Source organism: Planococcus alkaliphilus, assembly GCF_057031095.1.
Window position 1 is genome coordinate 952,658 of record NZ_CM168060.1, and the last position, 12,782, is coordinate 965,439.

General features: G+C 47.7%; 10 protein-coding genes, 2 rRNA genes and 1 riboswitch. All 12 genes read left to right on the top strand.

What is annotated here, in order from left to right; translation table 11 throughout:
* Positions 1-64 precede the first annotated feature (64 nt).
* Positions 65-2,999 (top strand): 23S ribosomal RNA (locus AC2EXB_RS04870).
* A gap of 81 nt (positions 3,000-3,080) precedes the next feature.
* Positions 3,081-3,196: ribosomal RNA gene (gene rrf / locus AC2EXB_RS04875) — 5S ribosomal RNA — on the top strand.
* A 298-nt stretch (positions 3,197-3,494) separates the two neighbouring features.
* The gene (locus AC2EXB_RS04880) at positions 3,495-4,070 is read left to right on the top strand and encodes a DUF2179 domain-containing protein (RefSeq protein ID WP_397443514.1); all 576 of its coding nucleotides are present in this window, start codon (positions 3,495-3,497) and stop codon (positions 4,068-4,070) included.
* Positions 4,067-4,255 carry an NETI motif-containing protein gene (locus AC2EXB_RS04885; RefSeq protein WP_483603968.1) on the top strand — a complete coding sequence of 63 codons (189 nt, stop codon included), beginning with the start codon at positions 4,067-4,069 and terminating at the stop codon, positions 4,253-4,255. The genes AC2EXB_RS04880 and AC2EXB_RS04885 overlap by 4 nt, the downstream gene beginning before the upstream one ends.
* Positions 4,256-4,340: 85 nt before the next feature.
* A riboswitch (purine riboswitch) is annotated at positions 4,341-4,440 on the top strand.
* Positions 4,441-4,577: 137 nt separating this feature from the next.
* Entirely contained in the window at positions 4,578-5,066 is a 489-nt protein-coding gene (gene purE, locus AC2EXB_RS04890) for a 5-(carboxyamino)imidazole ribonucleotide mutase (RefSeq protein WP_483603969.1), read from the top strand.
* The gene (gene purK, locus AC2EXB_RS04895) at positions 5,063-6,187 is read left to right on the top strand and encodes a 5-(carboxyamino)imidazole ribonucleotide synthase (RefSeq protein ID WP_483603970.1); all 1,125 of its coding nucleotides are present in this window, start codon (positions 5,063-5,065) and stop codon (positions 6,185-6,187) included. Before purE ends, purK begins: the two co-directional genes overlap by 4 nt.
* Before the next feature lie 16 nt (positions 6,188-6,203).
* Positions 6,204-7,499: an adenylosuccinate lyase gene (gene purB, locus AC2EXB_RS04900; protein WP_483603971.1), complete on the top strand. Its 1,296-nt coding sequence runs from the start codon at positions 6,204-6,206 to the stop codon at positions 7,497-7,499.
* A gap of 15 nt (positions 7,500-7,514) precedes the next feature.
* Positions 7,515-8,231, top strand: coding sequence for a phosphoribosylaminoimidazolesuccinocarboxamide synthase (purC, locus tag AC2EXB_RS04905; protein ID WP_235198565.1), 717 nt, complete (start codon positions 7,515-7,517; stop codon positions 8,229-8,231).
* Complete coding sequence (gene purS, locus AC2EXB_RS04910) at positions 8,228-8,482, top strand: phosphoribosylformylglycinamidine synthase subunit PurS (RefSeq protein ID WP_235198566.1); 255 nt, start codon at positions 8,228-8,230, stop codon at positions 8,480-8,482. The genes purC and purS overlap by 4 nt, the downstream gene beginning before the upstream one ends.
* A complete protein-coding gene (purQ, locus tag AC2EXB_RS04915) occupies positions 8,479-9,162 on the top strand; it encodes a phosphoribosylformylglycinamidine synthase subunit PurQ (RefSeq protein WP_483603972.1) in 684 nt (227 codons plus the stop codon). The genes purS and purQ overlap by 4 nt, the downstream gene beginning before the upstream one ends.
* Positions 9,146-11,374: a phosphoribosylformylglycinamidine synthase subunit PurL gene (purL, locus tag AC2EXB_RS04920; RefSeq protein WP_483603973.1), complete on the top strand. Its 2,229-nt coding sequence runs from the start codon at positions 9,146-9,148 to the stop codon at positions 11,372-11,374. Before purQ ends, purL begins: the two co-directional genes overlap by 17 nt.
* Positions 11,350-12,771, top strand: a complete 1,422-nt coding sequence (gene purF / locus AC2EXB_RS04925; protein ID WP_251480154.1) for an amidophosphoribosyltransferase — start codon at positions 11,350-11,352, stop codon at positions 12,769-12,771. The genes purL and purF overlap by 25 nt, the downstream gene beginning before the upstream one ends.
* Positions 12,772-12,782: the final 11 nt, after the last annotated feature.

Sequence of the window (12,782 nt, forward strand, 5' to 3'; positions counted from 1 at the left end):
AATGAAAACAAGCAATTCATGCAAGCACGATCCCAATTGGGATCCACTTTTTAACAAACCGCTTGGTTAAGTTAGAAAGGGCGCACGGTGAATGCCTTGGCACTAGGAGCCGAAGAAGGACGGCACTAACACCGATATGCTTCGGGGAGCTGTAAGTGAGCGATGATCCGGAGATTTCCGAATGGGGGAACCCACCGCCTTTAATGGGGCGGTATCCATGTGTGAATACATAGCACATGAGAAGGCAGACCCAGGGAACTGAAACATCTAAGTACCTGGAGGAAGAGAAAGCAAATGCGATTCCCTGAGTAGCGGCGAGCGAAACGGGAACAGCCCAAACCAAGAGGCTTGCCTCTTGGGGTTGTAGGACACTCATTGTGGAGTTACAAAATTCGAATTTAAGCGAAGCGACCTGGAACGGTCCGCGAGACAAGGTAACAGCCCTGTAGCTGAAAGGTTCGGATCTCCCGAGTGGATCCTGAGTACGGCGGAACACGTGAAATTCCGTCGGAATCCGGGAGGACCATCTCCCAAGGCTAAATACTCCCTAGTGACCGATAGTGAACCAGTACCGTGAGGGAAAGGTGAAAAGCACCCCGGAAGGGGAGTGAAACAGATCCTGAAACCGTGTGCCTACAAGTAGTCAAAGCCCGTTAATGGGTGATGGCGTGCCTTTTGTAGAATGAACCGGCGAGTTACGATTGCATGCAAGGTTAAGCTGAGAAGGCGGAGCCGCAGCGAAAGCGAGTCTGAATAGGGCGAATGAGTATGCAGTTGTAGACCCGAAACCAGGTGATCTACCCATGTCCAGGGTGAAGGTAAGGTAACACTTACTGGAGGCCCGAACCCACGCACGTTGAAAAGTGCGGGGATGAGGTGTGGGTAGCGGAGAAATTCCAATCGAACCTGGAGATAGCTGGTTCTCTCCGAAATAGCTTTAGGGCTAGCCTCAATCGTTTAGAATCCTGGAGGTAGAGCACTGTTTGGACTAGGGGCCCATCCCGGGTTACCGAATTCAGACAAACTCCGAATGCCAGTGATTTATGATTGGGAGTCAGACTGCGAGTGATAAGATCCGTAGTCAAGAGGGAAACAGCCCAGACCACCAGCTAAGGTCCCCAAATATCCGTTAAGTGGAAAAGGATGTGGCGTTGCTTAGACAACCAGGATGTTGGCTTAGAAGCAGCCATCATTTAAAGAGTGCGTAATAGCTCACTGGTCGAGTGACACTGCGCCGAAAATGTACCGGGGCTAAACGGATTACCGAAGCTGTGGATGGACCTCATCTGAGGTCCGTGGTAGGAGAGCGTTCTAAGGGCGTTGAAGTCAGACCGGAAGGACTGGTGGAGCGCTTAGAAGTGAGAATGCCGGTATGAGTAACGAAAGACGGGTGAGAATCCCGTCCACCGAATGCCTAAGGTTTCCTGAGGAAGGCTCGTCCGCTCAGGGTCAGTCGGGACCTAAGTCGAGGCCGATAGGCGTAGACGATGGACAACAGGTTGATATTCCTGTACCACCTCCCCGCCGTTTGAGCAATGGGGGGACGCAGAAGGATAAGGTGAGCGCGCCGTTGGTTGTGCGCGTCCAAGCAGTGAGGCGTGGAATGAGGCAAATCCCATTCCTGATACGTTAAGCTGTGACGGCAAGAGGATTCATCCTCGAGTCCCTGATTTCACACTGCCAAGAAAAGCCTCTAGCGAGGCGGGAGGTGCCCGTACCGCAAACCGACACAGGTAGGCGAGAAGAGAATTCTAAGGTGAGCGAGTGAACTCTCGTTAAGGAACTCGGCAAAATGACCCCGTAACTTCGGGAGAAGGGGTGCTCTGGTAGGGTGTTACAGCCCGAGAGAGCCGCAGTGAATAGGCCCAGGCGACTGTTTAGCAAAAACACAGGTCTCTGCAAAACCGTAAGGTGACGTATAGGGGCTGACGCCTGCCCGGTGCTGGAAGGTTAAGGGGAGTGCTTAGCGCAAGCGAAGGTGCGAACTGAAGCCCCAGTAAACGGCGGCCGTAACTATAACGGTCCTAAGGTAGCGAAATTCCTTGTCGGGTAAGTTCCGACCCGCACGAAAGGCGTAACGATCTGGGCACTGTCTCAACGAGAGACTCGGTGAAATTATAGTACCTGTGAAGATGCAGGTTACCCGCGACAGGACGGAAAGACCCCGTGGAGCTTTACTGTAGCCTGATATTGAATTTTGGTGCAACTTGTACAGGATAGGTAGGAGCCTTTGAGCCCGGAGCGCCAGCTTCGGAGGAGGCGTCGGTGGGATACTACCCTGGTTGTATTGAAATTCTAACCCACACCCCTGATCGGGGTGGGAGACAGTGTCAGGCGGGCAGTTTGACTGGGGCGGTCGCCTCCTAAAGAGTAACGGAGGCGCCCAAAGGTTCCCTCAGAATGGTTGGAAATCATTCGCAGAGTGTAAAGGCACAAGGGAGCTTGACTGCGAGACGTACAGGTCGAGCAGGGTCGAAAGACGGGCTTAGTGATCCGGTGGTTCCGCATGGAAGGGCCATCGCTCAACGGATAAAAGCTACCCCGGGGATAACAGGCTTATCTCCCCCAAGAGTCCACATCGACGGGGAGGTTTGGCACCTCGATGTCGGCTCATCGCATCCTGGGGCTGTAGTCGGTCCCAAGGGTTGGGCTGTTCGCCCATTAAAGCGGTACGCGAGCTGGGTTCAGAACGTCGTGAGACAGTTCGGTCCCTATCCGTCGCGGGCGCAGGAAATTTGAGAGGAGCTGTCCTTAGTACGAGAGGACCGGGATGGACACACCGCTGGTGTACCAGTTGTTCTGCCAAGGGCATCGCTGGGTAGCTATGTGTGGCCGGGATAAGTGCTGAAAGCATCTAAGCACGAAGCCCCCCTCAAGATGAGATTTCCCATTGCGCAAGCAAGTAAGATCCCTCAAAGACGATGAGGTAGATAGGTTCGAGGTGGAAGCGTGGCGACACGTGCAGCTGACGAATACTAATCGATCGAGGACTTAACCAAATTGCTTTCTGAAGCGCGCGTTTCCTGTATTCAATGTCGAATATCCAGTTTTGAGTGAACAAGTCACTCTGAAAAAAATAGTCCAGTGATGATGGCAAAGAGGCCACACCCGTTCCCATCCCGAACACGGAAGTTAAGCTCTTTTGCGCCGATGGTAGTTGGGGGTCTCCCCCTGTGAGAGTAGGACGTCGCTGGGCATGTGGAAAGTCGTTACCGTAGCCGGTAACGGCTTTTTTTATAGTTTTTCCTATTTATTTCTTATCTTCTATTCTCTGAATAGAGTTAAAGCGTGATCGTAACTTTAAGAGCCCGTCATTAAATTTATCCGATTTTAATATGATTTAACTTAGCTATTAAACATTAAGTATTTACAGGTTTTCTACTAACGGGACCATGCTATTTTTAGATGTTGGTTTTTATGAGAATTTCTTGTTCATCATAGTAAATTTATCTAATGTTCCTTGCAATTGCTTACTAACTCTACTAGTATGAAACATGAATCTTTATAGGAAAGAAAGGGTGCAAAAAGTGGATATTAATCCGTGGTTAATGGTCTTGATTATTTTTTCCATCAATATCGTCTATGTTTCGTTCTTTACCATCCGAATGATTATGACGCTAAAGGGGTACCGGTATTTAGCGGCAGCTGTAAGCATGGTGGAGACGGTTATTTATATAGTAGGTTTAGGATTAGTATTGGATAATTTAGATCAAATTCAAAATTTGATAGCCTATGCGATTGGTTATGGTTCGGGTGTCATTGTCGGATCCAAAATTGAAGAGAAAATGGCATTGGGTTATATTACTGTAAATGTTATTACAAGTGATGAAGATCCACTTCTTCCTAAGAAATTGCGGGAGAAAGGCTATGGAGTAACGGATTGGGTAGCGAATGGCATGGAAGGTGGACGCCACTCTATGCAAATCCTGACACCACGGAAAATGGAACTCCAGTTATACGCTACTATTAAAGAATTGGATCCAAAAGCATTTATCATTGCGTATGAGCCTAAAACGATCCATGGCGGATTCTGGGTGAAACAAGTAAAGAGAGGAAAATTATTTAAATGAGTAAGAAAACAATCTGGTTTGAAGTGGGCGAAAACGAAACAATGGATGCCTGCTTAGAACGAATGAAGCAAGAAGGCTATGCGGCCGTTGGTCGAAAAGATGAGCCGTTGTTTGAAGAAATTGATGGTAAGCCTGTTCCTATACGCCAAATAGTGAAGTTTAAAGGCATGAAATTAAATGAATAAGTAAATATTTGTTATAAAGACGAACGATTAAGAAGTAAGGTGTTTAATTGTTCGACTTTATCGTTGACTCCTCAGTTGTCTCTTGTTATGATGATTGTGGATACCCCATATATGCAGAAGGATTGGCTTCTGCGTTTCTACCAAGACACCGGAATGTCTGGACTATGCGGGAAAGCAACTTATGGATACTTGGCGAAAATGTGCTTATTTATGGCATCATTTATAAATCGTCTAATAAGAAAGTCCTTAAGTAAACTGCTTTTCACGTTATGTGAGCAGTTTATTTAAGGGCTTTTATTTGTTTTAAAGGAGAGGTATTGTGATGAATCCACGGATTGGCGTCATTATGGGAAGTTCAAGCGATTGGGAAACAATGAAACATACATGTGATATTTTGGATGAACTCAACATAAGCTATGAAAAACAAGTGATTTCGGCTCACCGTACTCCTGATTTAATGTTTAGCTATGCAGAACAGGCAAGAGAAAGAGGGCTGCATGTAATTATCGCTGGAGCTGGCGGAGCGGCTCACTTGCCGGGAATGGTTGCAGCAAAAACGACTTTACCGGTTATTGGCGTTCCTGTTCAATCGAAAGCTTTAAATGGTTTGGATTCTCTTCTATCCATTGTACAAATGCCAGGGGGCGTTCCGGTAGCAACAGTAGCGATCGGAAAAGCAGGAGCTGTAAATGCAGGCTTACTAGCTGCACAAATCCTTGGAACTACTGATACAGCAGCGGCAGAAGCGTTAGAAGATAGAAGAAAACGGACCCATGAAGAAGTCTTGAAAAGCACAGGTGATTTAAAATGACTAAAATTATTCTTCCAGGGCAAACAATCGGCATCATCGGCGGTGGACAGCTTGGACGTATGATGGCCATGGCTGCCAAAGAAGCAGGGTTTAAAATTGCGGTCTTAGATCCGGCCATGGATTCTCCGACTGGGCAAATTGCGGATATTCAAATCGTAGCCCCTTATAATGATTTGCACGCGCTTGAAGAATTAGCCGAAGCAAGTGACGTGATCACCTACGAGTTCGAAAACATAGATGTGGCGGGCTTGGAAAAGTTGAGTGAAATCGCTTATGTTCCCCAAGGATCGGAATTGATCCGGATAACGCAAAATCGCATATTTGAAAAACAAGCGATTTCTGAGGCGGGTGTTCCGATTGCTGATTATATCACTGCCTCCACATACAGCGAATTAGAAGAGAAAAGCGCTGGCCTTACTTTTCCGTTTGTGGTAAAAACGGCGAAGGGTGGATATGACGGCAAAGGGCAGCAAACCATCCATTCAAAAGAGGAATTGCCATTGGCTGAGCCGTTGTTCCAGAACGGGGATTGTGTGGCCGAATCCTTTATCGATTTTACGAAAGAGATTTCCGTGATTATTCAGCGGAATGTCCATGGGGCAATGGAAATTTTGCCAATCGGGGAGAATATCCATAAAGACCATATTCTTCACCAAACGATTGTGCCAGCTCCTGTCGCGGATGCAACGATCGAACAGGCCAAAGATGCTGCGAATAAAATCGCGAGCCATCTGGGGATGATTGGCACTCTCGCGGTTGAAATGTTTGTTTTGGAGAATGGAGACATTCTTGTGAACGAGCTGGCGCCGCGCCCTCATAATTCTGGCCATTACTCCATTGAAGGCACGAATATCTCACAGTTCCATCAGCATATCCGGGCCATTTGTGGTTGGCCGCTCAGAGAACCGAAATTATGGGCAGATACCATTATGGTGAATATTCTTGGCGAGCATGTCGCACCTTTGACTTCTAAGATTTCGCAGTATCCCAACTGGTCAGTGCATCTATACGGCAAAGATGAAGCGAAGCATAAGCGCAAAATGGGCCATGTTACAATATTAACGGAAGACCTGAAAGGGACTTTAAAGGAAATCAACGAATCCGGTATTTGGCCGGAATAATTGGAGGAAATTGTTTATGATCGCACGTTACACAAGACCCGAAATGGGCGCAATTTGGACAGACGAAAACCGCTACAACGCTTGGCTGGAAGTGGAGATTTTAGCTTGTGAAGCATGGGCTGAAATCGGGGATATTCCAAAAGAAGATGTCGTGAAAATCCGCCAGAACGCTTCGTTTTCAGTAGATCGGATTTTGGAGATTGAAGAAGAGACGCGCCACGATGTTGTCGCATTTACGCGTGCCGTGTCTGAAACTTTGGGCGAAGAACGCAAATGGGTGCATTACGGACTGACTTCTACAGATGTAGTTGATACAGCCCTATCTTATTTGATCAAACAGGCAAATACGATCATCCGTAAAGATTTGACAAATTTCATTGAGGTTTTAGCAAATAAAGCCAAAGAACATAAAATGACCGTTATGATGGGCCGTACGCACGGTGTGCATGCAGAACCGACAACTTTCGGTTTGAAACTGGCATTGTGGCATGAGGAAATGAAACGCAATTTAGAACGCTTTGAAGCAGCAGCGAAGACGATCGAAACAGGTAAAATGTCAGGTGCAGTCGGAACTTATGCCAATATTGATCCGTTTGTTGAAGAGTATGTCTGCAAACAATTGGGCTTAGCCGCTTCTCCGATTTCAACACAGACTTTGCAGCGCGACCGCCATGCGCAGTATATGAGCACACTGGCTTTGATTGCAACGTCTATTGAGAAGTTCGCGACAGAAATTCGCGGCCTTCAAAAATCGGAAACGCGTGAAGTGGAAGAATTTTTCGCGAAAGGGCAAAAAGGATCTTCAGCGATGCCGCATAAACGCAATCCGATCGGTTCAGAAAACATGACGGGCCTTGCGCGCTTAATCCGCGGCTATATGGTCACTTCTTACGAAAACGTCTCACTTTGGCATGAACGCGATATTTCCCATTCGTCAGCAGAGCGTGTGATTTTACCGGATGCAACGATTGCACTGAACTATATGTTGAACCGCTTCTCGAATATCGTGAAGAATTTGACGGTATTCCCGGACAATATGAAGCGCAATATGGATTCAACGCTTGGCTTAATTTATTCGCAGCGGGTGCTGTTGGCGTTGATCGATAAAGGCATGGCTCGTGAAGCGGCTTATGACACGGTTCAGCCTTGTGCGATGGAAGCGTGGGAAAACCAGACGCATTTCCGCAAAATCGTGGAAGCGAATGAAACGATTACATCTCAATTGTCTAAAGAAGAATTGGACGATTGCTTTGACTATAACCATCACTTACAGCAAGTGGACATGATTTTCAACCGGCTTGGATTAAACTAAACGGAGGCTTCTCACATGGAAAAAGGTCAGCTATTGTATGAAGGCAAGGCAAAACGCTTATATGCAACGGACGAACAAGCTATTTTATGGGTGGAATACAAAGATTCAGCAACAGCTTTTAATGGGGAAAAGAAAGCGGAGATTGCCGGTAAAGGCATGTTGAACAATAAAATCACATCATTGATTTTCGAAAGATTGCAGAAGGCGGGCATTGCTTCGCATTTTGTTAAACAATTGTCTGACCATGAGCAGCTCGTGCGGCAAGTGGCGATCATTCCGGTCGAAGTGGTGACACGGAATATCGTTGCCGGCAGCATGGCGAAGCGCTTCGGTTTAGAAGAAGGAACCGTTTTGAAAAAGCCGATCGTCGAATTTTATTACAAAGATGATGAGCTTGGCGATCCGATTATGACAGAAGACCATATTGAAATGCTGGAACTCGCAACAACTGATGAAGTTCAGGAATTGCGGGAAAAAGCGCTAGCGGTCAATGAAATCTTAATCGGCTTCTTTAAAGAAGTCGGCGTAGATTTAGTGGACTTTAAAATCGAATTTGGCCGTGGCCAAGACGGCCGTATTTTGTTGGCAGATGAAATTTCACCGGATACATGCCGTTTGTGGGATGCCAAAACGAAACAAAAACTTGATAAAGATGTATTTCGCCGGGATCTGGGCAATTTAACGGAAGCGTATGAACTCATTTTAGCTAAACTGGGAGGACAACATTCATGAAAAAGGTAAAAATCTACGTCACATTGCGCGAAAGCGTATTGGATCCGCAAGGGTCTGCAGTAATGGGATCTCTTCATAAAATGGGCTACGCGGAAGTTGAAGACGTCCGGATCGGCAAATACTTGGAATTGATGATCTCGGATGACGCACAGGATGTTGATGCGTTAGTAAATGAAATGTGCCAGAAGTTATTGACGAATACGGTAATTGAAGATTACCGTTTCGAAATTGAGGAGGCTGTCTCGCAATGAAATTCGCAGTAATCGTATTTCCTGGGTCCAATTGTGATTTGGACATGTACCATGCGGTCAAGGATGAACTGGGTGAAGAAGCAGAGTATGTATGGCATGATTCAACAGATTTAAGCGGTTATGACGGGATTTTATTGCCAGGCGGGTTTTCGTATGGCGATTACTTGCGCTGCGGTGCCATTGCGCAGTCATCAGCAGTGATGGATGAAGTGAAAAAAGCGGTTGAAGCCGGCAAGCCGGTTCTCGGCATTTGCAACGGATTCCAGATTTTGACGGAGGCGGGCTTGCTTCCAGGCGTTTTGCTCCGCAATAAAAACTTGAAATTCATGTGCAAGACAGTCGGTTTGAAAGTGGAGAATGCCAACACGCTGTTCACGAACGAATACGCAGAAGGCCAGGAAATCCAAATTCCGATCGCTCACGGCGAAGGAAATTATTATTGCGACGATGCAACATACGAGCAGTTGAAAAAGAACAATCAAATCGTCTTTTCCTATGCAGACGATTTTAACGGCAGCCGGAACAACATCGCAGGGATTGTCAATGAACGCGGGAATGTCCTTGGCATGATGCCGCATCCGGAACGTGCTGTATCCGATTTGATCGGCGGCAGCGACGGCTTGACCCTATTTAAATCAATTGTGAAACAGTGGAGGGAAGCAAATGTCAGTCATGCTTGAGCCAAATACTGAGCAGATCAAAGAACAGAAAATCTATCAGCAAATGGGATTATCCGATTCAGAATTTGCCATGGTGGAGAAGATTTTAGGAAGAACGCCGAATTACACAGAAACCGGTTTGTTTTCGGTCATGTGGTCAGAACATTGTTCGTATAAAAATTCAAAACCGGTTTTGGCAAAATTTCCGACAAAAGCGCCGCGTGTACTTCAAGGGCCGGGCGAAGGCGCCGGGATTGTGGATATCGGAGACGGCCAGGCAGTGGTCTTTAAAATGGAATCCCATAACCACCCTTCAGCAATTGAACCGTATCAAGGAGCGGCAACAGGAGTGGGCGGCATCATCCGTGACGTCTTTTCAATGGGAGCGCGCCCGATTGCAATGTTGAATTCGCTTCGTTTCGGTGAATTGACAACGCCGCGCGTTAAATACTTGTTTGAAGAAGTAGTCGCTGGAATCGCAGGATATGGCAATTGCATCGGCATTCCGACTGTCGGCGGAGAAGTCCAGTTCGATGATTCTTATGACGGCAATCCGCTTGTGAACGCGATGTGTGTAGGCTTGATCAATCATGAAGACATCCAAAAAGGCGTAGCGTCAGGCATTGGCAACCCGGTGATGTATGTGGGAGCAAAAACTGGGCGCGACGGGATCCACGGTGCAACTTTTGCTTCGGAAGAATTGACGGAATCGTCGGGCGATAACCGCCCAGCTGTGCAAGTGGGGGATCCATTTATGGAAAAACTCTTGCTTGAAGCATGCCTGGAACTCGTGAAATCCGATGCACTTGTCGGCATTCAAGACATGGGCGCAGCTGGCCTTACTTCTTCGTCGGCTGAAATGGCTTCAAAAGCGGGATCCGGCATTGAAATGGATCTTGACCATGTGCCGCAGCGCGAAACGGGAATGACGGCTTATGAAATGATGCTGTCGGAATCGCAGGAACGCATGCTGATTGTCGTGAAAAAAGGCCGTGAACCTGAGATTGTGGAATTGTTTGAGAAATACGGATTGGATGCAGTTACGGTTGGTACCGTAACGGACGATTCGACTTTGCGTTTAGTGCATAAAGGGGAAGTTGTAGCAGAAGTGCCGGTTGATGCCTTGGCGGAAGATGCGCCTGTTTACCATAAACCATCAAGTGTGCCTACTTACTTTAAAGAGTATCAGCAAATGGACAACGCAGAACCGAAAGTGGAAAACTACAGCGAAACATTGAAGGCGCTATTGCAGCAGCCGACAATCGCTTCAAAAGAATGGGTCTACGATCAATACGACCATCAAGTCCGGACAAGTACAGTCGTCAGCCCAGGATCGGATGCAGCGGTTATCCGTGTTCGCGGAACGAATAAAGGCTTGGCGATGACAACGGATTGCAACTCCCGCTATATCTATTTGGATCCGGAAACCGGCGGCAAAATTGCGGTCGCGGAAGCTGCACGGAACGTAGTCGTTTCAGGTGCAAAACCGCTGGCTATCACGGACTGCCTGAACTTCGGGAATCCTGAAAAGCCGGAAATCTTCTGGCAGCTGGAAAAAGCGGCAGATGGCATGTCTGAAGCTTGCACCATTCTTGATGCACCGGTTATTGGCGGGAACGTTTCTTTATACAATGAAACAAATGGCACGGCAATTTATCCGACGCCGACCATCGGTTTGGTCGGTTTAGTGGAAGACCTGTCGCATGTCACGACTCAAGATGCGAAGCGTGCAGGAGACTTCGTTTACTTGATCGGCGAAAGCTTGACGGAATTCGGCGGGAGTGAACTTCAAAAAATGGTAGAAGGCCGGATTTTCGGCAAAGCGCCGGCAATCGATTTGAAGGTTGAAGCACAGCGGCAACAGCAGATTTTAGAAGCTATCAAAGGCGGCTTCGTTGCATCTGCCCATGACGTAGCAGAAGGCGGCGTTGCGGTCGCACTGGCGGAGAAAGCGTTCAGCAAGGGACTCGGAATTGAAGCTTCGCTTTCAGGTTCAGCCACTACGGCTTTATTCAGCGAATCGCAATCGCGCTTTGTTTTGACCGTTTCTCCGGACAAGGCACAAGCGTTCGAACAAGTGGTTGCAGATGCCAAGCGAATCGGAACAGTCACAGATACCGGGACATTGACGATCAAAAGCGAAGACGGCACCATTTGGATCCAAGATTCAGTCGAAGCCCTTCGCACAGCTTGGAAAGGAGCTATCCCATGCTTGCTGAAATCAGAAGCTTAAATGAAGAATGCGGCGTCTTTGGAATATGGGGCCATCCGAATGCAGCGCAGCTATCGTATTACGGGCTGCATGCTTTGCAGCATCGCGGCCAAGAAGGCGCAGGGATTGTCTCAACAGATAAAAACTACTTAAAAGCGCTAAAAGGCGAAGGCATGGTCAGTGAAGTGTTTACGCCAGAGAAGATTGAAGGCATTGCCGGGACAGGGGCGATTGCCCATGTCCGCTATGCAACAGCTGGGGGCAGCGGGATTGAAAACGTCCAGCCGCTGCTCTTCAACTCGACTACCGGCAGCTTAGCTATTTCCCATAATGGCAACTTAGTCAATGCGACAGAACTAAAAAGCCATTTGGAACGCCAAGGCAGCATCTTCCAAACCACTTCTGATACCGAAGTGCTGGCGCATCTCATTAAACGCAGCGGCTATGCGACATTTGAAGAGCAAGCTAAAAATGCATTATCTCTATTAAAGGGAGCATTTGCCTGTGTGATTTTAAAGGAAGAGGCGATGTATGTCGCACTTGATCCGAACGGTTTGCGTCCGCTTTCTCTTGGGAAGCTGGGCAACGCTTGGGTAGTGGCTTCTGAAACTTGTGCGTTTGATATCATCGGTGCGGAATTTGTCCGTTCGGTGGAGCCGGGGGAATTTTTGGTCATTACAGATGACGGCTTGCGGGCTGAACGTTTTGCTTATCCCCAGGAACGGTCTATTTGTACGATGGAATATGTTTATTTCTCACGACCGGATTCAGATATCGATGGCATCAATGTGCATGCAGCGAGAAAGCGCCTCGGCAAACAGTTGGCAAAAGAAGTTCAGATTGATGCAGATGTCGTAACCGGTGTTCCGGATTCGAGCATTTCCGCTGCCATCGGATTCTCGGAAGAAAGCGGCATTCCATATGAGCTTGGTTTGATCAAGAACCGCTATGTCGGCCGGACATTTATCCAGCCTTCTCAAGACTTGCGCGAGCAAGGGGTCAAAATGAAGCTGTCGCCAGTGCGCCAAGTCGTGAAAGGCAAACGCGTCATCATGGTGGATGATTCGATCGTGCGTGGAACGACTTCGCGGAGAATTGTGAACTTGCTGAAAGATGCGGGAGCGACGGAAGTGCATGTGGTCATCAGTTCACCGCCGATCAAAAGCCCTTGTTTTTACGGCATCGACATTTCCACTTCGGGTGAGTTGATCGCAGCAAACAATACAATAGAAGAAATGCGGGAAATCATTGGCGCAGACTCACTCACATTCTTGTCAGTGGACGGAATGGTGCAAAATATTGGACGTACCGACCCTGGAGCAAAATGCGGCCATTGCTTAGCGTGCTTTACAGGGGAGTATCCGACAAACATTTTCCCGGATACAGTGCTTCCGCATGAAAAAGAGAAAGTGAAATAAGGGGGAACCGG